We start from the raw sequence: 23177 nt of genomic DNA, 5'->3' as shown, positions 1-23177 counted from the left end.
GCACCATTGCTGAAATCTACCCGGCCAGCGCAGACCGGTTTATGACAACATCCACTCTAGGTCACATTCGCTCCCCAAGGTGGAAAGAAAAGGCCGGTGCGGCCAAATGAATTGGCCGCACCGGCTCTACGCACTGCTACCTCGTGATTGCCTGGGGCTTGATCTTGCGTGAATCCAGTACCTGGTCGATGAGGCCATAAGCCTGGGCCTCGTCGGCGGTGAGGATCTTGTCACGCTCGATGTCGTTGTTGACCTGCTCGGACGTGCGTCCGGAGTGCTGGGCCAACGTGTCCTCAAGCCAGGACCGCATGCGCATGACCTCTGCCGCCTGGATTTCCAGGTCTGAGGCCTGTCCACCCTGGCCGCCGGACAGCGCCGGCTGGTGGATCAGGACGCGGGCGTTGGGCAGGGCCAGCCGCTTGCCCGGGGTGCCGGCGGCCAGCAGGACGGCGGCGGCACTGGCGGCCTGGCCCAGGCACACGGTCTGGATCTCCGGGCGGATGTACTGCATAGTGTCGTAGATCGCCGTCATGGCCGTGAACGAGCCGCCGGGAGAATTGATGTAAAGGGTGATGTCGCGGTCCGGGTCCGTGGATTCCAGAACCAGCAGCTGGGCCATGATGTCATCGGCGGAAGCGTCATCAACCTGCACCCCGAGGAAGATGATGCGGTCCTCGAAGAGCTTGGTGTAGGGGTCCTGGCGCTTGAAGCCGTACGGGGTGCGTTCCTCGAACTGTGGCAGGACGTAGCGGCTGGACGGAAGATTGCCGGCTGACCACCCGAAGTTGTAGTTCATTGTGTTTGCTCCTGATCGAAGGGGTTCTTGATGCCGGTTAGTTCTGGGAGGCTGATTCGCCGGAGGAACCATTGGACGTTCCGCCGCCGCCTGACACGGAGCCGGCGTGAGCGGCGATCTTGTCGAAGAAGCCGTATTCGAGGGCCTCAGCGGCAGTGAACCACTTGTCGCGGTCGTTGTCCTTGAGGATGGTTTCCACGGTCTGGCCGGTCTGCTCCGCAGTCAGCTCAGCCATGACCTTCTTCATGTGCAGGATAAGTTCGGCCTGGATCTTGATGTCGGACGCGGTACCGCCGATGCCGCCGGAGGGCTGGTGCATCAGCACGCGTGCATTGGGGGTGGCGTACCGCTTGCCCTTGGTGCCCGAGGAGAGCAGGAACTGGCCCATGGAAGCTGCCAGGCCGGTGGCGACGGTCACGACGTCGTTGGGGATGAACTGCATGGTGTCGTAGATGGCCATGCCTGCCGTGACGGAACCGCCCGGCGAGTTGATGTAGAGGTAGATGTCCTTCTCCGGGTTCTCGGCCGAGAGCAGGAGCAGCTGTGAGCAGATCGCGTTGGCGTTGTCGTCACGCACCTCCGAGCCCAGCCAGATGATCCGCTCCTTGAGAAGGCGGTTGTAAATGTAGTTGTCCTGGGCTGCAGGATCGACGGTCGCCATCCGGGGGGCCTCTGAGTGCTGTGACATGTTTACTTACCTCTCACTGGTGACGGTGACATCACTGAAAATCACTACTTGGACACTAACCGGTTTCCCGGGCGTTTTGTTCGCGCACCGAGGGCTGTTCGCTGACGGCGCACGATCGTCGAATCGGCGGTGCATCCTTCGTGTCCAATGCGAACGGCCCCCGGATCGAAGCGATCCAGGGGCCGTTTCAGGCGGGCCGGTAAGGGCTATGCCTTGGCGTCTGCCGCGGTGTCCTCGGCTTCGACAACCTCAGCCTCGGAAACCTCGGTCTCAGCCGCCCCGGTGGCGTCCGTGTCAGCAGCCTCGGCGGCAGGGGCTTCCTCACCGGCGGGGCGCACGAAGTCGCTCAGGTCAACAGCCTTGCCCTCGGTGTCGGTGACCGTAGCCTGGCCCAGGACCACTGCCAGGGCCTTGCGGCGGCGGACCTCGGAAACCATCATGGGAACCTGGCCGCTCTGATCGATGATCTGCGCGAACTGGTTCGGGTCCATGCCGTACTGGCTTGCGGTGGTGACGATGTAGTCGATCAGCTCGTTCTGGCTGACGTTGACTTCTTCCTTCTCAGCGATGGCGTCGAGGATGATCTCGTTCTGGAAGGCACGGGCGGTGTTTGCGCGCACTTCTTCACGGTGCTCTTCAGTGTCGTGCTCGCCGTCGCCGTGGCCGTTGCCTTCCTGGAAGTGGGCTTCCAGCTGCTCTTCGACCACTGAGTCCGGAACGGGAACCTCAACCAGTTCAACCAGCTTGTCCAGGACCTTGTCGCGGGCTTCCACGCCCTGCTCGACGATCTTGGAGTCTGCAGCCTGCTTGGCCAGGTCTTCGCGGAGTTCGGCGAGGGTGTCGAACTCGGACGCGAGCTGGGCGAAGTCATCGTTCGCTTCGGGCAGTTCGCGTTCCTTGACGGCCTTTACGACGACCTTGACCTGGGCGGCCTCGCCGGCGTGGTCCCCGCCAACGAGGGTGGTGTCGAAGATGGCGTCTTCGTCTGCGCTGAGGCCGGTCACGGCCTCGTCCATGCCCTCAAGCATGGTGCCGGCGCCAACCTGGTAGGACAGGCCGGCAGCGGAGTCGACCTCTTCGCCGTCGATCGTTGCCGTGATGTCGATGGTGAGGAAGTCACCGTCGGCAGCGGGACGGTCGACGGACTTGAGCGTGCCAAAGCGGCCGCGCAGTTCGTCCAGGGCCTTGTCCACATCGGCTTCGGAGGATTCCGCAGCAGCGACCTGGACCTCAATGCCGGAGTAGTCCGGGAGTTCGATTTCGGGACGGACGTCAACCTCGGCGGCGAACTTCAGTCCGCCGTCGGTTGCGGAGGGATCGGGCACCTCGGTGATTTCCACCTCGGGACGGCTCAGGGGGCGGATGCCGGATTCCTGCACGGCAGCCTGGTACCAGCCGTTGAGGCCATCGTTGATGGCGGTCTCCAGGACGTAGCCGCGGCCGACGCGCTGGTCGATGATCCTCGCGGGAACCTTGCCCTTGCGGAACCCGGGAACCTGGATCTGCGAAGCAACAGTCTTGTAGGCCGAGTCGATGCTGGGCTTCAGTTCCTCAAAGGGGACCTCAACATTGAGCTTGACCCGCGTGGGGGTGAGGTTCTCGACAGCGCTCTTCACGGTCTAAGTACTCCTGGGTTGTGGGATGGGTTTCTGCAACGCGTGTGTGTCCAGGCCGACTGGTCCTGGCCGCAGAGTCGGGGTGACAGGATTTGAACCTGCGACTTCCTGCTCCCAAAGCAGGCGCTCTAGCCAAGCTGAGCTACACCCCGTAAGTGCACAGGCAAGTCTACGGTGATACGCGCCGCGAATGCACATTTGACACGTAGGCCATGGATTAGGTTTAGTTGTATCCGGCTTGGACAGCCAGCCCGGAGTTTCCGCGAAAAACGGATCTTCCTTCGGGGACGTAGCTTAATGGTAAAGCCTCAGTCTTCCAAACTGATTACGCGGGTTCGATTCCCGTCGTCCCCTCCATGGAAAAGGACCCCTCAGGAGAGGGGTTCTTTTGGTTTAAGCCGGGCCGGCAGGCGGTCATGGGGCACTTTGCGGGCGTCGGCGCCCATTCGGACGCGGCCGACGGCGTGTCCCCGCCAAAGTGCCCGTTTCCGCACCGGAGCAAAGAAGCGGCTAGTCCTGCGTCTGCTGGCAGTACGGGCACCAGTAGAGGTTGCGTCCGGCGAGCTCGGCGGTCAGCACGAGCGTGCGGCACACCCGGCAGGGCAGCCCTTGCCGCTTGTAGACGAAGTGGACATCCTCGCGGTGGGGAAAGTGCGCGCTCTTCGCCGGGACCGGCTGTCCCGCCGCGGCAGCCTTGGCAGCGCTGGTGCCGTCGAGGCGCCAGTATTTCGGCGGGGTGGTGATGATCCGGCCATCCGCGACGCCGTCGCCCATGACGGCCACGATGTCGCGCCAGAGCTTGCGGGCATCGTTGTCCGGGAGGGCACTTCCGGGAAGCCACGGGTCCAGCCGGCGCCGGAAGAGGACTTCCGCACGGTAGACATTCCCGACGCCGGCAATCACCTTTTGGTCCATGAGCAGCGCCGCCAAGGGCGTCTTCCGGGACCGGAGGGTGGCCGCGAACCGGCCGGCGTCACCGCGGAGATTGCGCAGCGGGTCAGGGCCGAGACGCGCCAGGACAGACTCTACCTCCGCGGCAGTGATGGTCTCGCAGGTGGTGGCGCCGCGCAGGTCCGCCCAGCCGTGGCTCCCGGCCAGCCGGACGCGCACTGCCCCGACGGGAGCCGGCGGTCCCGCGTACGGCGCGGACCCGTCGTCGTCCCCGGCACCGAAGGCTTCCCGCTCCCCTACCCGCCGCGGGGCACCAATGCTGGACGCACCGGCGAACGTGCTGTCGCCGCCGAAGCTCCAGGCACCGTACAGGCCAAGGTGGACGTGCAGCACCAGGGAGTTGTCGAAGTGGAGGAACAGATGCTTGCCGTGCGCCTCCGCCGCCTCCAGCGTGTGGCCGTCCAGCAGCGCCGCTCCCCCGCTGAACCTTCCCTGCGGGCTGGACACGGCGAGCTTCCCACCGGCGAAGACGTCCCCGAACTGCCGGGCAAGCCGGCGGACGGAGTGGCCTTCAGGCACTACTCGACAACCTCGCCGGTGGCCTCGAAGACAGCAATTTTTTCTATCCTGCGGACGTGGCGCTCATCGTTGCTGAACGGCTCGGCAAGGAAGGCTTCAACCAGTGCGGTGGCTTCTTCAACCGTGTGCTGGCGCCCGCCCAGGGCAACCACGTTGGCGTCATTGTGCTCGCGGGCCAGGGTGGCGGTGGAAAGGTTCCAGGCGAGGGCCGCGCGGATGCCCTTGACCTTGTTGGCGGCGATCTGCTCTCCGTTGCCCGAACCACCCAGCACGATGCCCAGGGCGTGGACGCCGGCGTCCTGGTCTGCCACGACGGCAAGGGCAGCGTTGATGCAGAAGGACGGGTAATCGTCCTGGGGGTCGTAGACCTTGGGGCCATGGTCCACCACCTCGTACCCCTTGCCGGTCAGGTGGGTGACCAGGTGGGCGCTGAGCTCCATGCCTGCGTGGTCGGTGGCGATATGGACCCGCGGGAAGGCAGGGGAAGTTGTCACGTGCAATTTCCATTCGGTTGTGGGGAGCCGGGCCATCCGGGTGGAGGCCGAACGACACCGATAAGGATACTAGGACTCTCCGCCATGGACGGGCGGGGTTCCGCCCCGCCGGGCCCGGGCGGCCACACGCGTGAGTACTTCGGCCAGCTGCGCGGCGGAGGCCTGGCTGCCGCCGCTGACGGCCAGCCGCTGTCCATCAGTCTTGCTCACGACGACGGCGGGTCCGCTGCTGACGAGCATGGCGGCGGTTCCGCGGTGGTGCCGGTAGCCCCACCCGCCATAGTCGGCGGCTTTCACCTCCGCTGCGCTGGCGTCCGAGATGGCGCCGGCGGGTACATCCATGACCGGCACCACCCCGGCCAGCAGGACTTTCAGCCCCCGCCGGTCCGCCCTGATGCGCGCGAAAAGGAACGCGGCGCCGATGAAGGCCAGGACCACGAGCAGGATACCCAGCCACGGCACCAGGAGGGCGATGAGGGCAGCCGGGAACAGTGAGGCGATGGCGATCATGACGAACACCGAGCTCCTTGCGTGCACCCACAGCCTGATGCTGTCGCGGGCCAGGTCAGGGTCCAGCTCCTTTGCGATGGCAGTCTGCAGCGCCCGGTCGTCATCCGGGGACCATTGCCGGTCAGCTTTGTACACCATGCCCATGGCAACGCCAAGGGATACTGCCGCGCCGCTTCCGAGGGCAAGGACGGTCATGTCCACGTGCGACTGCCGGGCGTCCGCCAGGCCGGTCTGGCCGACGAGGCCCGCGGCAAGGGCAGAGGTGACGAAGAGGCTCACGAAGAGGCCGGCGCCCATCATGATCCGCCGCATCATCACCGGCCGGCCCAGGGGCACTGCCTGGATCAGGACCAGCCACCCCGAAACCACGATCCCCGCGGCGCCGACCCCCACGTAGGCGCCGAAAGGCGCAAAGGAGGCGCCGCCGTCGTCCGTCCACTGGACGGCGAGTGGCTCCGGCAGGTCGGAGCGAAGCAGCAACGCGCAGAAGACAAAGCCGGCGGCAAGGACAACCGGGAACCCTGCAGCGAAACGCAAGGCCTTTGTGTCCACCGAATCCAGCAGCTTTCCCATGCAGTTAACGCTACCCCTGCAGGCGTTCAGCCAATCGCCAGGGCCTGCTGTGAGCTCCGCAACTTGCCAAGGAGTCAGGGGATGGAAGAATGCATCACAGTGCCGGAACCGGGACCACCGGCCGGCAGCCGAATCTTCTCTGGAGGGTCTCCTTTGCCAGGCATGAACCTGACGCGCGCCGAAGCCCGTGAGCGCGCCGAACTGATCACCGTCGAGTCCTACGAAGTCAGCCTGGACCTGACGCGCGGCGGAGAGGTCTTCGGCAGCACCACCACCGTGAAATTCACTGCATCTGCGGGCGCATCCACCTTTATTGATGCCATCACCCGGACTGTTCACAGCGTGACCCTGAACGGCCGCAGCCTCGACCCCGCAGCCGTCTCGGACGGGATACGTATCCAGCTGCCCGACCTGGCCGGGCACAACGAACTGACGGTCGTGGCAGAGATGCCCTACACGAACACCGGTGAAGGCCTGCACCGGTTCGTTGACCCGGTGGACAACGAGGTCTACCTGTACACGCAGTTCGAGGTTCCCGACTCCCGCCGGATGTTCGCGGTCTTCGAGCAGCCGGACCTGAAGGCAACCTTCGCTTTCACGGTCACGGCGCCGTCACACTGGGACGTGGTTTCCAACTCCCCCACCCCCGAGCCGGTGGACGCCGGGGACGGCACGGCCCGGTCCACGTGGACGTTCGCGCCGACACCCCGGCTGTCCTCCTACGTCACAGCCCTGATCGCCGGCCCGTACCAGTCCGTCCGCAGTGAGGTCACGAGTTCGGACGGCCGGGTCATTCCGCTTGGGGTTTTCGCCAGGAAGTCGCTGATGCAGTACCTGGACGCGGAGAACATCTTCGAACTCACCCGGCAGGGTTTCGGATTCTTCGAGGCACAGTTCGGCTGCCCCTACCCGTTTGAAAAGTACGACCAGCTCTTCGTGCCGGAGTTCAACGCCGGAGCCATGGAAAACGCCGGTGCGGTCACCATCCTGGAAGGCTACGTCTTCCGCAGCAAGGTCACCGGCGCCCAGATCGAGCGCCGCGCCATTACCGTGCTGCACGAACTGGCCCACATGTGGTTCGGAGACCTGGTGACCATGCGCTGGTGGAACGACCTCTGGCTCAACGAGTCCTTCGCCGAGTACATGTCGCACCTGGCGGCGGTGGAAGCCACGTCCTTCACCAGCGCCTGGACCACGTTCGCCTCCGTGGAGAAGTCCTGGGCCTACCGCCAGGACCAGCTGCCCACCACGCACCCCATCTTCGCCGAGATCAACAACCTGCAGGATGTGGAGGTCAACTTCGACGGCATCACGTACGCCAAGGGCGCCTCGGTGCTCCGGCAGCTGGTGGCATGGGTTGGGCCGGAGCAGTTCATGGCCGGTGTCCGGGAGTACTTCGCCAAGCACGCCTGGCGCAACACCGAACTCCGCGACCTCCTGGTGGAACTGGAAAAGGCCAGCGGCCGGGACCTGGACGACTGGGGCCGGCAGTGGCTGGAGACCGCCGGCGTCAACACCCTCGCTCCCGAACTGGAAGTGGACGGGGACGGGAAGCTGCGCTCCTTTGCAATCGTGCAGTCAGCTGTCCCGGAGTGGCCCACCATCCGGCCGCACCGCCTGGCCGTGGGTTTCTACAACCTGAACGGTGCCGGGAAGCTTGAGCGGGTGCACCGCGAGGAGTTGGATGTCGACGGCGAACGCACCGAGGTGCCGGAGCTCGCGGGCATGGCACAGCCGGACCTGGTCCTCGTCAACGACGACGACCTTGCGTACGCGAAGGTGCGCCTGGACCCGAAGTCCCTGGCCACCGCCACTGCCCACCTGAAGGATTTCGCCCAGAGCCTGCCCAGGACCCTCGTGTGGAACTCCGCCTGGGACGCCGCCCGGGACGGCGAGGCTCCGGCCCGCAAGTATGTGGAGCTGATCCTGTCCAACGTCGCCGCCGAGACGGATTCGTCCGTGATCCTGGTGCAGCTCCGCCAACTGGCCACCACCCTGAACTTCTATGTGGCCGAGGACCACAGGGAAGCAACCGCGGTCACCGCCGTGGACCGGCTGTGGGACCTGGCCTCCGGCGTTCCGGGCGGTTCCGACGCGCAGCTGCAGTTCATCAAGTCCTTCGCGCTCCTGGCCCGCAGCGCATCCCAGCTTGACCGGGTGGCCGGACTGCTGGAGGGCTCCGCTGCCCTGGAGGGGCTGAGCGTTGACCAGGACCTCCGCTGGGAACTGGTGGCCTCCCTGGTTGCCGGCGGCCGGATGGGGCAGGAGGGCATCGACGCGGAACTGGAACGGGATAACACGTCCAGCGGCCAGAACGCGGCGGCCCTGGCCAAAGCCGCCATCCCCACGCCCGAAGCGAAAGCTGCCGCTTGGGACTCGATCGTGGTGAAGGGCGAACTGTCCAACGCGCTGCAGGGTTCGGCAGTCACCGGCTTCATGCGGGTGCTGGACCGCAGCCTGCTGGAACCGTACGCGGAAAAGTACTTCGCCGCCGTACCGGGGATCGTGGCAACCCGCACCCACGCCCTGGCCCAGCAGATCGTCGTCGGCCTCTACCCGGCGCTGCTGACCACACAGGAAACCATCGACCGGACGGACAGCTTCCTCGCCTCGCTGCCGGCCGAAAGTGCAGCGCTGCGGCGGATGATGCTGGAAAACCGCGACGGGGTTGCACGGGCCCTGCGCGCCCGTGCCGCCGACGTCGTTGAGGAAGGCAGTCCGCAGTGAGCCTTGGTGAACACCACTACGCGCTGACCGTGCAGTGGACCGGGAACCGGGGTGACGGCACCTCGTCCTACCGGAGCTACTCCCGCGACCACGACGTGATCGTTCCCGGCCTGCCGGTGCTGAAGGGTTCTGCCGACCCCACGTTCCACGGGGACCGGGAACGCTACAACCCGGAGCAGCTCCTCCTGGCCGCGCTGGCACAGTGCCACATGCTGTCCTACCTGCACGTGGCGGTGAAGCACGGGGTGGTGGTGACGGGCTACCGGGATGAGGCGTCCGGGCTTATGCGGCTCAACCGCGACGGCAGCGGCCAGTTCGAGCGGGTGGTCCTGCACCCGCTCGTAACGGTGGCCGATGCCGGCCACGCCGAACTGGCGGACTCGCTGCATCACGAGGCCAACCAGGTCTGCTTCATCGCCCGGAGCGTGAACTTCCCGGTGGAGCATGAGCCTGTCACGGTGGTGGGTTAGCCCGGTCTTCCCTGGGGGCAGCTCTACACGCCGGGCATTGCCCCAGGTTGCGGCGCTAGGGTTGAAGGACCACCATGCAATATCCCGAGGAGTTCCTTCCACCCATGATCACCACGTTGTCCCTACTCCCTCCTGCCCCCAGCCAGCCAAGTGGCGTGAGCATTCCTGGCATCGTGATCAGCCTGGGCATCGGCGTCGCCGTCTGGCTCGTGGCCACGTTCGTCATTTCCCGCATCACCAAGCGGGTGGCGTCTGGCAGCAACTTCTTCAAGAAGCCCACGTTCAAGTGGGTGGCGCCGGCACTTCGCGCCCTTGACCACGAACGCCGAGTCCAGCGCGCCGAGACCATCGGTTCGCTCCTCAACAGTGTGGTGGGCGTCCTGGTGGTGATCATCACCGGCATGTACGTGCTGCAGAACCTTGACATCAATATCGCACCGCTGCTGACCAGCGTGGGCATCCTGGGTGTGGCCATTGGTTTTGGCGCCCAGCAGCTCATCCGGGACTTCCTGGCGGGTATTTTCATTACCATTGAAGACCAGTACGGAATCGGCGACGTGATCGAAACCAGCGAGGTGGTGGGAGTGGTGGAGTCCATGGGGCTGCGGATCACCCGCGTCCGCTCCGACGACGGCGCCATCTGGTACCTGCGCAATGGCGAAATCCTGAGGGTGGGCAACCGGTCCCAGGGGCGGTACGTTCCACTGCACGAATCCGACGACGGAACGACCGACCAGGGCTCGGCGCACGTTGAGACCAAGAAGACTGACCAGAAATCCGGGGACTAGCATGTCGCTTCCCATCGAGCCGCGCCCCGGGCAGCGGCCACAGTTGATGCAGAACGACCCTTTCAGCAAGCCGGACTACACGGACAGCTTCTACGACGCCGTTGGCGGGCACGAAACCTTCGTGAAGCTCATCGACGTCTTCTACGATGGCGTGGCCACCGACCCGGTGCTGCGCCCGATGTACCCCGAAGAGGACCTGGCGCCGGCAAAGCGCAGGTTCCTGATGTTCCTGGAGCAGTACTGGGGCGGGCCCACCACCTACGGCGAGGAGCGCGGCCACCCCCGCCTGCGCATGCGGCACATGCCCTTCAAGGTCACTCCCGAGGCAAAGGACCGGTGGCTGTTCCACATGCGCACCGCGGTGGACGCCCTGGAATTGCCGCCGCTGTACGAGGGAACACTCTGGGATTACATGGAGCGGGCCGCCCTGTCCATGGTGAACAGTCCCTCCGGTTCCTGATCCCGGTTCCGGCCTTCTCTGGCGCAGCGGCCTGCGGCTACAACAGGCCGCTGCCGGTCCGTGCCAGGACGTGGCCACGGGAACCGGACAGGCGGAACCAGCGGCCCGCGCGGTAAAGCTTTTGGTCGCCGTCGGCGAGGAACCCCAGCGCGAAGGCGGCGAACGCTGCACCGGCGGGCAGGCCGGCGTCTTCAAGCTCCCGCCCCCAGACGGCTGCCCGGGCGTTGTTCACGATGAGGGCTCCGGGCTTGTCCGGCACGATTCCTGCCACCTCGGCAATGCCTGCCTCAGCCGCCGCCCGCAAGTGGGCGTCGCTTACGGCCCCCAGCAGCTCCCATCCGCTCCGCGGGGCCCCAACCCCTGTCCATGACTCGGTGACGGTGGTGGGCGGAACGGGCAATTCGACGTCGTTCTCCCCTATGCGGGCCAGCCGGTCCAGGACGGATAACAAGGCAACGGTGACGTCCGTGGCGGACGGTTGCGCCAGTGCCATGGTGCGCAGGCCCAGGATGGTGGGGGTTGATTCGCCCAGGAGCCTGGGCCGCAGGACGCAGACGTAGGCGGCCAGGACGGGGCCGGCCGCCTGCAGCCTCATGGCACCGCTGTCGTCGATGGCCTTGGCCCGGGTGGCGAACGTTTTCAGGTCCGCCAGATCCCGAGGATCGGCGAAACGGAAGGACGAGGCGAGAAGTTCAGACACACCTATGACACTACCGGCTCCGTTCCGGTTGAGTGGTTCCCGGGGCGCCGTCTAGAGTCGGACCATGACTGAAGCCGAAGCCGGACTGCTGGCGCCGCCAAGCGGGGACCCAACCTCATCACTGATCGAATTGCTGGACCTTGGTGAGCTTGAGGGCGCCCGCACGGATGAGGATATTTTCCTGGGTCCGTCGCAGCGGCAGCCGCACCACAGGGTGTTCGGCGGGCAGGTGCTGGCGCAGTCGCTGGTAGCCGCCACCCGGACCGTGGACCCGGAGCGCTTTGTCCACTCAATGCACGGATATTTCCTGCGCCCCGGTGACGCCAACAAGCCCATCACCTTCGGAGTTCAGCGGCTGCGCGACGGCCGTTCGTTCTCCGCGCGGCGGGTGCACGCGTACCAGGAGGGCGTGCCCATCCTGTCAATGATCGCTTCTTTCCAGGGCGAGGACGAAGGAGTGGACCACTCCTCCGTCATGCCTGCCGGGATTCCGGACCCTGAGTCGCTGCCCAGCACGGCGGACCTGCTGGGTAAATTCGACCACCCGGTAGCCCGCCACTGGGCCTATGAACGGCCCTTCGACATCCGGCACGTCGACCCCCCGCTGTACGTATCCGCAGCGGGACCCCGGGAGGCGCGCAATGCCGTCTGGATGAAGACCTTCGGACCAATGCCGGACGACTCCAACCTGCACCGCGCTGCCCTTGCCTACGCCAGTGACTACACGCTGCTCGAGTCCATTCTCCGAAGGCACGGCCTCAGCTGGACCACCCCCGGGATGAACGTCGCCAGCCTGGACCACGCCATGTGGTGGCACCGGCCGGCGCGGGTGGATGAGTGGCTCCTCTACGTCCAGGAGTCCCCCAGTGCCCATGGCGCCCGCGGCCTGGCAACCGGCAGGATCTTCAACCGTGAGGGCCAGCACGTGGCGTCCGTGGCCCAGGAGGGCATGGTGCGCATTCCCCCCACCCCGGACGGGCCGTAGCGTCGGAGGCACGCAGAAGGCCGGCAGCCCGATCTTGTCAGGGGTGCCGGCCTTCTGCGTTCTGTCAGGCTGCGGGGTCCGCGCTTTTAGTCGCGGGTCAGGCGCCGGTGCGTGACACGGTGCGGCTTGGCAGCGTCGGGGCCCAGCCGCTGGACCTTGTTCTCCTCGTAGGATTCGAAGTTACCCTCGAACCAGTACCACTTGGAGGGGTTCTCGTCGTCGCCTTCGTAGGCCAGGATGTGGGTGGCCACCCGGTCAAGGAACCAGCGGTCGTGCGAAACCACCACGGCGCAGCCGGGGAACTCAAGCAGCGCGTTTTCCAGGCTGCTGAGGGTTTCGACGTCGAGGTCGTTGGTGGGCTCGTCGAGGAGCAGCAGGTTTCCGCCCTGCTTGAGGGTCAGGGCAAGGTTCAGGCGGTTGCGCTCACCGCCGGAGAGGACACCGGCCTTCTTCTGCTGGTCCGGGCCCTTGAAGCCGAAAGCGGCAACATAGGCGCGGGACGGCATCTCAACGTTGCCCACCTGGATGAAGTCGAGCCCGTCTGAGACGACTTCCCACAGGGTCTTGTTGGGGTCGATGCCGCCACGGCTCTGGTCCGCGTAGGAGATCTTGACGGAATCGCCGATCTTCAGGTCGCCGCCGTCGAGCGGCTCGAGGCCGACGATCGTCTTGAACAGGGTGGTCTTGCCCACGCCGTTGGGCCCGATGACGCCCACGATGCCGTTGCGGGGCAAAGTGAAGGACAGTCCGTCGATCAGGACCCGGTCCTCGAAACCCTTCTGGAGGTTCTTGGCCTCCAGCACCAGGCCGCCCAGGCGGGGTCCCGGCGGGATCTGGATCTCTTCGAAGTCCAGCTTCCTGGTGCGGTCTGCCTCTGCGGCCATTTCCTCGTAGCGGGCCAGGCGGGCCTTCGACTTGGTCTGGCGGCCCTTGGCGTTGGAGCGGACCCACTCGAGTTCCTCGGCGAGGCGCTTGGCCTGCTTGGCGTCCTTCTTGCCCTGGATCTCGAGACGGGCGCGCTTCTTTTCCAGGTAGGTGGAGTAGTTGCCCTCATAGGGGTAGAGGTGGCCGCGGTCCACTTCGGCGATCCATTCCGCCACGTGGTCCAGGAAGTAGCGGTCGTGGGTCACGGCCAGTACGGCGCCGGGGTAGCTGGAGAGGTGCTGTTCCAGCCAGAGCACGCTTTCGGCGTCCAGGTGGTTGGTGGGCTCGTCCAGGAGCAGCAGGTCCGGCTTCTGCAGCAGGAGCTTGCACAGGGCCACGCGGCGGCGCTCACCACCGGAGAGGTTGGTGACGTCAGCATCCGCCGGGGGGCAACGGAGGGCGTCCATGGCCTGCTCGAGCTGGGAGTCGAGGTCCCAGGCATCGGCGGCGTCGATCGCCTCCTGCAGCTTGCCCATCTCTTCGAGAAGGGTGTCGTAGTCAGCGTCAGGGCTGGCCATTTCCTCGGAGATCTCGTTGAAGCGCTGGATCTTGCCGTAGATCTCGCCAACGCCTTCCTGGACGTTGCCCAGGACGGTCTTTTCCTCGTTCAGCGGGGGTTCCTGCATCAGGATGCCCACGCTGTAGCCGGGGCTGAGCCTGGCCTCGCCATTGGAGGGAGTGTCCAGCCCCGCCATGATCTTGAGGATGGTGGACTTACCGGCACCGTTTGGGCCCACAACACCAATCTTGGCGCCCGGGAAGAAGGACATGCTTACGTCATCAAGAATGAGTTTTTCGCCAACGGCCTTGCGGGCCTTGGTCATTGTGTAGATAAATTCCGCCATGGTCTCAAATCTAGTGGGTTGGCGGGCAGAACTCACATTTTCGGCCGGCGGGACAGAGGGGTCAGGACCCCACGAAGCATTTGCCGCTGGCCAGCACGGGAAGGACTGTGACGGTCACTGCCCCTTCGCGCACCTGGCCGATGACGCAGTCCCGGCCCTGAAGCACCGCTGCTTCGATGGCGTCCGCCTCCAGCCCGGTTGGTGTTCGGCTCTGCGATACCTGAAGCTGCGACGCTGCAATACCGGCACCTGTGAGGGCGTCGCTGACCTGGGCCGTGGCCGGTTTTGGCGCTCCGGCAGCCAGCCTGGTCAGGGCGTCAGTGACGGTGACTTTTGCCTTTTCGGTGGCGGCGGCTGCGGCGGCAGACGCACCTCCGGAGGTGTCTGCCAGGGGTTGCGCGGAGGCACCGGCGCTTGGCGGTGCGGGATCCGCAGCGTGGCCAGGCCGTGCCGGTGCCGTGGTGCCGGCGGCCGGGGAGGCTGATGACTGCTGGCTGCCGGTTGTTTCTTTCCCGGCCGGGCCGGCGACACAACCTGACAGGACAGCGGCCAGGACCGCCCCTGTCAATGCTGCACCGACACAGGCTGTGTACCGGCGGGAAGGGGTCAGACGCATGCTGTCATTCTGCCACGGGTGCCGGGAGGCTCCTGACCTGCAGGGCCCGGAGTCACGCGGTCCGCATTGGCGGACGGACGGAAGGCGGTTCGGGGGTGCCGCCATTCCGTCCGCCCGGGATTGGGTGGAACCGCTGGTACCTGATGGGTGCTTCCTTAGACTTCGGCCAGCTCCCCCGTCTCCAGGTCCAGCGAGGCAAGTCCACCGTCATTGTCCTCAATGACGACGGCCGGGTGGCCGTCATCCTCCGGATGTTCGTCCTGGCGGTCCTCCGGTTCGTCCTGGACCTCGTCCATCCCGGGCACATCGGAAGCCGGCGGCTGTTCCACGAGGGACAGGGCCGGCCTGGAAGCCGTCCGGATGAAGTTGGCGGATCCAAAGGTGAGGTCGTGGCCCACGGTGTCCGCGTCAATGACGGTGGAGTGGTACACCCGGCCGTCCTTTTCCCAGGTGCGGATCTTCAGCTTGCCCACGACGATGACCGGCTGCCCCTTCCTGATGCTGCAGCCCAGGGTTCCCGCGAGGGCACGGTAGCCCTGGACGGTGAACCAGTTGGTGTGCCCGTCACCCCAGGTTTTGGTCTCCCGGTCAAAGCGCCGGCTGGTGGAACCGAGGCGGAAGGAAGCTGTTGCCACTCCTCCCGGCGTGGTGGAACTCGTAATTCCGGTGGCCACGAAGCCCCGGATAGTGATCGTTTCGCTCATGTCTATGTCCTGTCTGGATGGTGGCGCCCTTAGCAGGCACGACCAGCATGGCGCGGGATGGCCGCCTGACAGGAGGGGCCGATCCCCGTATGTGGACAACGGCCCGTCTGCATGCAGGTGTGGAGGAGGAGTGGTTGGATGACACCGCCGGCATCCCGGGCAAGGTAAACTTTTCGAGGCACCGGCTGCAGGCCGGAAACCGATGCCTCAGTAGCTCAGGGGATAGAGCAGCGGCCTTCTAATCCGCCGGTCGGGGGTTCGATTCCCTCCTGGGGCACCTTTATGCAGGACGCCCCGGTCTTCGGACCGGGGCGTCCTGCATTTCGGCTATGCGTGCAGCCTGTGTGGCGCCTCCATGAGGGAGCGGATGACGCTGCCGGCCGAACCCAGCAGGGCTCCCGCTTCACCTACCGCGGACACTGTGACTTGCTCCGGCGCATACTTGCCCGGCGCATACTTGCCCAGGCTTTCCAGCAACGGGGCGCGCAGCCATGGTTCAAGGAGCGCAAAGTGGCCACCGAGGACCACCGATTGGATATCCACCACGCGCGCCGCGGACGCCAGCGCTATGCCGAGACTGCGGCCGGCGCGTTCGACGGCAGTCACCGGCCCGGGCTCGGCGGCCTTCAGCGCCTGCAGGAGCGCGGACATGCTCGCAGAGCGCGAACCGGTGTCCGGGACCAGCCCGGCGGCCGTGAAGATGGCATCCTGGCCGGCGACAGTTTCCAGGCAGCCCGTTCCCCCGCACGAACAATGTCCGCCATCCGGGTCCACCACGATGTGCCCAACCTCGCCGGCGTGGCCCTCAGGGCCGGTAAACAGCTCCGAGCCTATGACGATGCCTCCACCCACACCCACTTCGCCCGAGACAAACAGGAAGTCGGAAGCACCGTCCGGCCGGTCCCGAAGTTCCGCCAGCGCCGCTGCGTTCGCCTCGTTGAACAGCGCAACCCCCAGGGGTGCTTCGGGAAGCAGGGCATCCAGATCAAGGTCCACGTCCACCCAGCCCAAGTTGGGAGCGGTCAGCACACGGGCCCTGGCAGGATCCACGAGTCCAGGCACCGCCAGCCCTCCGCCCAGGACCTCCACCCCCCGCTCCCCTGCGGAACTCCGTACCCGCACGGCCAGGGCTGCGAGCGCTGCCAGCACCGGGGCGTGGGCACTGTTACGGTTATCGCGCTCCCTGACCTCCCGGATGAGGACCTTGCCGGTCAGGTCAACCACTGCCGCCGAGATGTAGTCGACGTTAATCTCCATGCCCATGACGGCGCGGCTGGGGTTAAGTTCCAGTCCAACCCCGGGGCGGCCGCGCCCCTGCGGGTTCAAGCCAACTTCGCGGATGAGCCCTGCGTCCAGGAGGTCCAGCACCAGGCTGGACACGGAAGCTTTGGTCAGTCCGGTAGCGGCGGCTACCTGGGCGCGGCTTGGGCAGGTACCTGGCGGAAACTCTGCGATGGAACCCAGGACCAAAGCAAGGTTGCTGCGCCGCACATCACCCACGGTTCCGGGGGCTGCCCCTCCGGTCCCTGCCACTGCAGGCGCCGGCATCACCATCACAAACCTCCCTGGTTGGGTGCCCACCGGATTTTCCGGCTCTTTCCCAGCTGAACTCTTGACCCCACCCTACGTCCGCTCATATAGTTCAGGCAATGAACTAAAGCTCCGCACTTCCGCGGAACACCCGATCGCAAGGACGCATCATGACTCTTTCCCCCACCCCCGCCGACAAGTTCACCTTTGGCCTGTGGACCGTCGGATGGACCGGCGCCGACCCGTTCGGTGTGGCCACCCGCAAAGCCCTTGACCCCATTGAGGCGGTCCACAAGCTCAGCGAAATCGGCGCGTACGGCATCACCTTCCACGACAATGACCTCGTTCCGTTTGATGCCTCCGCCTCGGAGCGGGAGCTCATCCTGAAGAACTTCCGCTCAGCCCTGGCCGAGACCGGGCTGAAGGTTCCCATGGTGACCACCAACCTGTTCAGCCACCCCGTGTTCAAGGACGGCGGCTTCACGTCCAACGACCGCTCAATCCGCCGCTTTGCCCTGTCCAAGGTCCTGCGGAACATCGACCTCGCCGCAGAGCTTGGTGCCGAAACGTTCGTCATGTGGGGCGGCCGGGAGGGCAGCGAATACGACGGTTCCAAGGACCTGGCGGCCGCCCTTGACCGGATGAAGGAAGGCGTTGACACCGCCGCCGGCTACATCAAGGAGAAGGGCTACAACCTCCGCATCGCATTGGAGCCCAAGCCCAATGAGCCCCGCGGGGATATCTTCCTGCCCACCGTCGGCCATGGACTGGCCTTCATTGCCCAGCTGGAACACGGCGACATCGTGGGCCTGAACCCGGAAACGGGCCACGAGCAGATGGCCGGACTAAACTTCACCCACGGCATCGCCCAGGCACTGTGGGCCGGCAAGCTCTTCCACATCGACCTCAACGGCCAGCGCGGCATCAAGTACGACCAGGACCTGGTCTTCGGCCACGGCGACCTCACCAGTGCGTTCTTCACCGTGGACCTGCTCGAGAACGGTTTCCCTGGCGGCGGCCCGAAGTACGACGGCCCCCGCCACTTCGATTACAAGCCGTCCCGCACCGACGGTTATGACGGCGTCTGGGAATCCGCCAAGTCGAACATGGCCATGTACCTGCTGCTGAAGGAACGCGCCCTCGCCTTCCGCGCGGATCCGCAGGTGCAGGAAGCCCTCAAGGCCTCCGGCGTCTTCGAACTCGGCGAACCCACGCTCAAGGCCGGTGAAAGCACGGCAGACCTGCTCGCCGACGCCGCCGCGTTCGAGAACTTCGACGCCGACAAAGCCGCCGAGCGCTCCTTCGCGTTCGTCCGGCTCAACCAGCTCGCCATCGAACACCTCCTGGGCGCCCGCTAAGCCATGGTGCTCGTCGCAGGAATCGACAGCTCCACCCAGTCCTGCAAAGTGGTCATCCGTGACGCGGACACCGGGACCCTGGTCCGCCAGGGTCGCGCACTTCACCCGGAGGGCACCGAGGTACACCCGGACCACTGGTGGACGGCGCTGCAAAAAGCTGTGGCCGACGCAGGCGGGCTGGATGACGTCGGCGCCGTCTCCGTCGGTGGCCAGCAGCACGGCATGGTGTGCCTGGACAGCGAGGGCGCGGTGATCCGCCCGGCGCTGCTGTGGAACGATACCCGGAGCGCCGGCGCAGCCGCGGAACTCATCACAAGTGCCGGCGGCGGAGATCCCTCCGCCGGCGCGGAGTACTGGGCCCGCACCACCGGCACCGTCCCCGTGGCCTCGCTGACGGTGACAAAACTGCGCTGGCTGGCGGAAAACGAACCGGAGAACGCGGCCAAAGTAGCCGCCGTATGCCTCCCGCACGACTGGCTGACCTGGCGGCTCGCAGGCTACGGGCCCGGCAGCGGCGCTGAGGGCCTGGCCGCGCTGCGGACAGACCGCTCGGACGCGTCAGGCACCGGGTACTACTCGACGGCGGAGGGCACCTACCTGCCCGATGTCCTGGTTGCGGCACTCGGCCACGTGCCGGCCCTGCCCAAGGTCCTCGCACCGTTGGAGTCTGCGGGGATGACGCAGTCAGGTGCCATCCTGGCTGCAGGTGCCGGTGACAATGCGGCCGCCGCCCTCGGTGCGGGCGCGGGCCTGGGCGACGTAGTGATGTCGCTGGGCACCTCCGGCACGGTGTTCGCCATCTCGGACACAGCTGCGGCAGACGCTTCCGGACTCGTAGCGGGGTTTGCCGACGCGGCGGGACATTACCTGCCGCTGGTGTGCACCCTGAATGCCACCCGCATCTTCGATGCCACGGCCGCTTTGCTGGGCGTGGACCTGCCAGAGTTCAACCGGCTTGCCTTGTCCGCCGGGCCCGGCGCCGGAGGCCTGACCCTGGTCCCCTACTTCGATGGGGAGCGGACGCCCAACCTTCCGGATGCCACCGGTTCGCTGCATGGCATCACGAGGGCCAACTACACGCCCGCCAACCTGGCGCGCGCCGCCGTCGAAGGGGTGGTCTGCTCCCTGGCGGACGGCCTGGCGGCACTGCAGGACCAGGGAGTGTCAGCCCGGCGGATCCTCCTGGTGGGCGGGGGCGCCCAGTCTGCGGCCGTGCAGGAAGTGGCGGCAAGGCTGCTGGGAACAGCCATTTCTGTCCCCCGGCCGGGCGAATACGTCGCCGACGGCGCGGCCCGGCAGGCTGTGGCGGCACTCACCGGACGATTCCCTGCCTGGGCGGCAGACGCCGTCGACCTTCCCCCGGGGAAGGACGACGCCGGTGTGCTGGCGAGGTACCGCCGGTTCGCGTCGTTGTACGTGTAAGGCAGGATAAGCAGCGGACAGGAGAAGGACCCGGACCCTTGGGGGCATCCCCCCGATGGTCCGGGCCCTGTCATGTGGGGCGCAGGCTCCTGCCGTGACGTAGCAGGAGCCCGCGGTCTGCATCAGGTCAGGCATACGGCAGGACGAGGTCCGCGTACCTCTCCTTGACCGTGGCCAGGACGGCGGCGCCGTCCGTGTCCCAGATCTCCTGATTGAAGATTTCCACTTCGATGTCGCCCGTGTACCCGGCGTCGCGCACCCAGGTGCCGATCGTGGCGAAGTCCACCACGCCGTCTCCCATGTATCCACGGGAGAGCAGCGGATCGGCGGCAATGGGCATGTTGAAGTCGCACACCTGGTATGAGGCGATGCGGTTCTCCCGGCCGGCCCGTTCGATCTGCGCCTTAAGTTCCGGATCCCACCAGACGTGAAAGGTGTCGACGGCGACCCCCACCGCTGCCGCGTCGAAAGGCGCCGCGAGGTCCAGGGCCTGCCCCAGGGTGGAGATCAGTGCGCGGTCCGCGGCGTACATCGGGTGCAGCGGTTCCAGCACCAGGCGGACGCCGTTTTCCTGTGCGAACGGGACCAGGTCCGCGAGCCGGTCAGCCACACGCTGCCGGGCGCCCACGATGTCCTTTTCCCCCGGGGCGAGGCCGCCAACCACCAGGAACAGTTCCGTGGTGTCCAGGGCCACGGCTTCAAGGATCGCTGCCCGGTTGTCGGCCAGGGCGGCAGCCTGGCCGGCGGCGTCGGCGGCCGTGAGGAAGCCGCCGCGGCACAGGGAGGAGACGCGCAGTCCGGCATCCTTGATCAGGCGCGCCGCCTTGTCCAGGCCCGCTTCCGCCACCCGGTCCCGCCAGGGGCCGATGGCCGGAATGCCGGCGTTCACGCAGCCCTCCACCACCTGGGCGAGGGTCCACTTCTTGGTGGTGGCGCTGTTGATGGAGAGGCGGGAGAAATCGCTCATGCTCCCACCCCGTTGATGCGCAGGTAGTCGGACATCCGGAAGGCGGCCAGCGCCGGATCCCTGAGGAGCCCGGCCTGGTCCGCCAGTTCGAAGGTCCTGGCGAGGTGGCACACGGAGCGGCCCGAGTGCAGGCCGCCCACCATCTGGAAGCCGGGCTGCTTGCCGTTGAGCCAGGACATGAAGGCGATGCCGGTCTTGTAGTAGAACGTGGGGGCGCTGAAGATGTGCTTGCCCAGTTCGCGGGTGGAGTCCAGGATCTCGCGTGCCCTGGCGGCGTTGCCGGCGTCGTAGTTCTGCAGTGCCACCGACGCAGCGGGGTAGATGGCCGCGAAGATGCCCAGCAGGGCGTCGGAGTGGTGGGTGCCGTCGCCGTCGATGAGCTCCGGGTAGTTGAAGTCGTCCCCGGTGTAGAGACGGACGCCGTCAGGCAGGGCTGCCCGCAGGGCGACCTCGTGGCCGGCGTCGAGCAGCGAAACCTTGACGCCGTCCACCTTGTCAGCGTTGTCCCTGATCAGGCCCAGGAAGGTTTCGGTGGCGGCCGCAACGTCCTCGGACCCCCAGTAGCCGGCGAGGGCGGGATCGAACATGGTGCCGAGCCAGTGCAGGATGACGGGCTGGTCCACTTCCTGCAGGAGGGTGGAGTAGACCGTGAGGTAGTCCTCGGGCCCGCGCGCTGCCTTGGCGAGGGCGCGGGAGGCCATGAGGATGACCTTGGGTCCGGCCTCGCTGACGACGGCGATTTGCTCGCGGTAGGCCTCCAGGACGGCCTTGATGCCGGCGTCGCCGGACGGCAGGGCGTCGATGTCGAGCTGGTCGGTGCCGGCACCGCAGGAGACGAGGTCACGGACGGTCTTGCCCGCGGTTGCCGCATTGCCGGCGGCGACCACCGAGGCCGCTTCGACGCCTGTGCGCTTGATGAGCTGCTGGGTGGCGGCCCAGTCGAGTCCCATGCCGCGCTGGGCGGTATCCATGGCATCGGCAACGCCCAGGCCGTAGGACCACAGTTCGTGGCGGTAGGCCATGGTGGCGTCCCAGTCCAGCCGGGCCGGGGCACCCGGGGTATTGTCTGCCAGGACCTCGGGGATGACGTGGGCTGCCGCGTAGGCCCGTCGTGCGGTCAGGGGTGCTGCGGGGCGGGCCCATGTGGCACCGCCCCGCAGCCGGTACTCCCTGGTGCCGCCGTCTTCGGAGGGAAGGATGAGGGACGTCATTAGAGGGTGATCTCCGGGATGTCGAGGGTGCGGCGTTCCTCGCTGGAGCGAAGGCCGAGTTCGGCGAGCTGGACGCCGCGGGCGGCGGACAGCAGGCCGAAGCGGTGTTCGCGGCCGGCGACCACGTCGCGGAGGAACTCCTCCCACTGCAGCTTGAAGCCGTTGTCCAGGTCCGCGTTGGCGGGTACTTCCTGCCACTGGTCGCGGAAGGACTCGGTGACTGGCAGGTCAGGGTTCCACACGGGCTTGGGTGTATGGGCGCGCTGCTGGGCGACGCACTTGTTCAGGCCGGCAACAGCCGAGCCATGGGTGCCGTCCACCTGGAATTCCACCAGTTCGTCCCGGTAGACGCGGACGGCCCAGGAGGAGTTGATCTGGCCGATGACGTCGTCCCCGCCCGGGGTCTCCAGCTCGAAGATGCCGTAGGAGGCGTCGTCCGCGGTTGCCTTGTATTCCTTGCCCGCTTCGTCCCAGCGGGTGGGGATGTGGGTGGCGGTTGTGGCATTGACGCTCTTGACCTTGCCGATGATGCCCTCAAGGACATAGTTCCAGTGGCAGAACATATCGGTGGTCATGCCGCCACCGTCTTCCTTGCGGTAATTCCAGGACGGCCGCTGGGCGGCCTGGATGTCGCCTTCAAAGACCCAGTATCCGAACTCCCCGCGGATGGACAGGATGCGGCCGAAGAAGCCTTCATCCACCAGGCGGCGGAGTTTGACCAGGCCCGGGAGGTACAGCTTGTCGTGAACAACCCCCGCGGTGACGCCGGCCTCCTTGCCGATGCGCGCCAGTTCGATGGCCTCTTCCAGCGTTTCGGCCGTGGGCTTCTCCGTGAAGATGTGCTTCCCGGCCAGCATGGCCTTCTTCAGCGTCGCGGCGCGCAGGCTGGTCATGGACGCATCGAAGACGACGTCGACAGTGGGGTCGTTGATCACGGCGTCCAGGTCGGTGGTCCACTCCGAGACCTTGTGCTTCTCCGCCAGCTCGCGGATTTTGGCCTCGTTGCGGCCCACCAGGATGGGTTCCACCTGGACCCGGGTGCCGTCTTCCAGCGTGAAGCCGCCGGCATCGCGGATGGGCAGGATGGACCGCAGCAGGTGCTGCCGGTAGCCCATCCGGCCGGTGATGCCGTTCATGGCAATACGGATCGTTTTGGTTTCGAAGCCCATGTGTCCTCCACGGTGAGTAGGCGATGTTCTGACGCTCGTTGGGAAAGCGCGTTCCCATTGGTTCAATGATGCACCCCGCGCTAATGGTTGGCAAGCGCTTTCCGGAAGAGGGGTGACCTGCCATAATGTGCTTAGCGTTTGAGCCCCCGACAGA

The 23177-nt window shown here is 66.2% G+C and carries 21 protein-coding genes and 3 tRNA genes; 9 read left to right on the top strand and 15 right to left on the bottom strand.

The window, feature by feature from the left end:
- Positions 1–136: 136 nt before the first annotated feature.
- The 4 genes from AB0313_RS13905 to AB0313_RS13890 all read right to left on the bottom strand — a co-directional run bounded on the left by AB0313_RS13905 (position 137) and on the right by AB0313_RS13890 (position 3252).
- Positions 137–796 (bottom strand): ATP-dependent Clp protease proteolytic subunit, encoded by a 660-nt coding sequence (locus tag AB0313_RS13905; protein ID WP_138606612.1) that lies wholly within the window; start codon positions 794–796, stop codon positions 137–139.
- Positions 797–833: 37 nt separating this feature from the next.
- Complete coding sequence (locus AB0313_RS13900; RefSeq protein WP_141946376.1) at positions 834–1457, bottom strand: ATP-dependent Clp protease proteolytic subunit; 624 nt, start codon at positions 1455–1457, stop codon at positions 834–836.
- Between the two features lie 233 nt (positions 1458–1690).
- Positions 1691–3100, bottom strand: coding sequence for a trigger factor (gene tig, locus AB0313_RS13895; RefSeq protein WP_366306154.1), 1410 nt, complete (start codon positions 3098–3100; stop codon positions 1691–1693).
- Between the two features lie 77 nt (positions 3101–3177).
- Positions 3178–3252 (bottom strand) — tRNA-Pro (locus tag AB0313_RS13890).
- Between the two features lie 131 nt (positions 3253–3383).
- Between AB0313_RS13890 and AB0313_RS13885 the strand changes: the two genes are divergently transcribed.
- Positions 3384–3457, top strand: a tRNA-Gly gene (locus AB0313_RS13885).
- A gap of 153 nt (positions 3458–3610) precedes the next feature.
- On the opposite strand, the gene AB0313_RS13880 is transcribed toward AB0313_RS13885, so the two are convergent.
- From AB0313_RS13880 to AB0313_RS13870, 3 genes are all read right to left on the bottom strand, one after another.
- Positions 3611–4570 (bottom strand): DNA-formamidopyrimidine glycosylase family protein, encoded by a 960-nt coding sequence (locus tag AB0313_RS13880; RefSeq protein ID WP_307306354.1) that lies wholly within the window; start codon positions 4568–4570, stop codon positions 3611–3613.
- Positions 4570–5064, bottom strand: a complete 495-nt coding sequence (locus tag AB0313_RS13875; protein WP_307306358.1) for a ribose-5-phosphate isomerase — start codon at positions 5062–5064, stop codon at positions 4570–4572. Before AB0313_RS13875 ends, AB0313_RS13880 begins: the two co-directional genes overlap by 1 nt.
- Positions 5065–5133: 69 nt before the next feature.
- On the bottom strand, positions 5134–6147 hold the full coding sequence (locus tag AB0313_RS13870) for a hypothetical protein (RefSeq protein WP_366306151.1): 1014 nt from the start codon (positions 6145–6147) through the stop codon (positions 5134–5136).
- A gap of 162 nt (positions 6148–6309) precedes the next feature.
- Here AB0313_RS13870 and pepN point away from each other — a divergent pair, with 162 nt between their 5' ends.
- From pepN to AB0313_RS13850, 4 genes are all read left to right on the top strand, one after another.
- The gene (gene pepN, locus AB0313_RS13865; RefSeq protein ID WP_366306223.1) at positions 6310–8874 is read left to right on the top strand and encodes an aminopeptidase N; all 2565 of its coding nucleotides are present in this window, start codon (positions 6310–6312) and stop codon (positions 8872–8874) included.
- Entirely contained in the window at positions 8871–9344 is a 474-nt protein-coding gene (locus AB0313_RS13860; protein ID WP_141941806.1) for an OsmC family protein, read from the top strand. The genes pepN and AB0313_RS13860 overlap by 4 nt, the downstream gene beginning before the upstream one ends.
- A gap of 104 nt (positions 9345–9448) precedes the next feature.
- Entirely contained in the window at positions 9449–10132 is a 684-nt protein-coding gene (locus AB0313_RS13855; protein ID WP_366306221.1) for a mechanosensitive ion channel domain-containing protein, read from the top strand.
- Position 10133: 1 nt separating this feature from the next.
- Positions 10134–10592: a globin gene (locus tag AB0313_RS13850; protein ID WP_307306373.1), complete on the top strand. Its 459-nt coding sequence runs from the start codon at positions 10134–10136 to the stop codon at positions 10590–10592.
- A gap of 37 nt (positions 10593–10629) precedes the next feature.
- On the opposite strand, the gene AB0313_RS13845 is transcribed toward AB0313_RS13850, so the two are convergent.
- The gene (locus tag AB0313_RS13845; RefSeq protein WP_366306149.1) at positions 10630–11292 is read right to left on the bottom strand and encodes a hypothetical protein; all 663 of its coding nucleotides are present in this window, start codon (positions 11290–11292) and stop codon (positions 10630–10632) included.
- A 64-nt stretch (positions 11293–11356) separates the two neighbouring features.
- On the opposite strand from AB0313_RS13845, the gene AB0313_RS13840 reads away from it, so the two are divergent.
- The gene (locus AB0313_RS13840; protein ID WP_141941811.1) at positions 11357–12277 is read left to right on the top strand and encodes an acyl-CoA thioesterase II; all 921 of its coding nucleotides are present in this window, start codon (positions 11357–11359) and stop codon (positions 12275–12277) included.
- An 86-nt stretch (positions 12278–12363) separates the two neighbouring features.
- On the opposite strand, the gene ettA is transcribed toward AB0313_RS13840, so the two are convergent.
- From ettA to AB0313_RS13825, 3 genes are all read right to left on the bottom strand, one after another.
- Positions 12364–14046, bottom strand: a complete 1683-nt coding sequence (gene ettA / locus AB0313_RS13835; protein ID WP_141941813.1) for an energy-dependent translational throttle protein EttA — start codon at positions 14044–14046, stop codon at positions 12364–12366.
- Between the two features lie 61 nt (positions 14047–14107).
- Positions 14108–14662, bottom strand: a complete 555-nt coding sequence (locus AB0313_RS13830) for a hypothetical protein (protein WP_366306146.1) — start codon at positions 14660–14662, stop codon at positions 14108–14110.
- Positions 14663–14817: 155 nt separating this feature from the next.
- A complete protein-coding gene (locus tag AB0313_RS13825; RefSeq protein WP_141941817.1) occupies positions 14818–15366 on the bottom strand; it encodes a single-stranded DNA-binding protein in 549 nt (182 codons plus the stop codon).
- Between the two features lie 204 nt (positions 15367–15570).
- Between AB0313_RS13825 and AB0313_RS13820 the strand changes: the two genes are divergently transcribed.
- Positions 15571–15643, top strand: a tRNA-Arg gene (locus tag AB0313_RS13820).
- A 50-nt stretch (positions 15644–15693) separates the two neighbouring features.
- On the opposite strand, the gene AB0313_RS13815 is transcribed toward AB0313_RS13820, so the two are convergent.
- Positions 15694–16920, bottom strand: coding sequence for an ROK family transcriptional regulator (locus AB0313_RS13815; RefSeq protein WP_366306144.1), 1227 nt, complete (start codon positions 16918–16920; stop codon positions 15694–15696).
- Between the two features lie 146 nt (positions 16921–17066).
- Here AB0313_RS13815 and xylA point away from each other — a divergent pair, with 146 nt between their 5' ends.
- The gene (xylA, locus tag AB0313_RS13810; RefSeq protein WP_366306142.1) at positions 17067–18254 is read left to right on the top strand and encodes a xylose isomerase; all 1188 of its coding nucleotides are present in this window, start codon (positions 17067–17069) and stop codon (positions 18252–18254) included.
- A gap of 3 nt (positions 18255–18257) precedes the next feature.
- The gene (gene xylB / locus AB0313_RS13805; RefSeq protein ID WP_366306140.1) at positions 18258–19676 is read left to right on the top strand and encodes a xylulokinase; all 1419 of its coding nucleotides are present in this window, start codon (positions 18258–18260) and stop codon (positions 19674–19676) included.
- 127 nt (positions 19677–19803) lie between these two features.
- Here xylB and AB0313_RS13800 read toward each other — a convergent pair whose 3' ends face one another.
- The 3 genes from AB0313_RS13800 to AB0313_RS13790 are packed head-to-tail and all read right to left on the bottom strand — an operon-like array spanning position 19804 to position 23023.
- On the bottom strand, positions 19804–20643 hold the full coding sequence (locus tag AB0313_RS13800; protein ID WP_307306393.1) for a sugar phosphate isomerase/epimerase family protein: 840 nt from the start codon (positions 20641–20643) through the stop codon (positions 19804–19806).
- Positions 20640–21854, bottom strand: a complete 1215-nt coding sequence (locus AB0313_RS13795) for a dihydrodipicolinate synthase family protein (protein WP_366306137.1) — start codon at positions 21852–21854, stop codon at positions 20640–20642. The genes AB0313_RS13800 and AB0313_RS13795 overlap by 4 nt, the downstream gene beginning before the upstream one ends.
- Positions 21854–23023, bottom strand: coding sequence for a Gfo/Idh/MocA family oxidoreductase (locus AB0313_RS13790; RefSeq protein WP_307306399.1), 1170 nt, complete (start codon positions 23021–23023; stop codon positions 21854–21856). Before AB0313_RS13790 ends, AB0313_RS13795 begins: the two co-directional genes overlap by 1 nt.
- Between the last annotated feature and the right edge of the window lie 154 nt (positions 23024–23177).

It is taken from the genome of Pseudarthrobacter sp. NPDC080039 (assembly GCF_040702335.1).
Lineage (GTDB): Bacteria > Actinomycetota > Actinomycetes > Actinomycetales > Micrococcaceae > Arthrobacter > Arthrobacter enclensis_A.
Note: the sequence above shows the minus strand (reverse complement) of the source record. Positions and strands in the feature narration are given on the sequence as shown.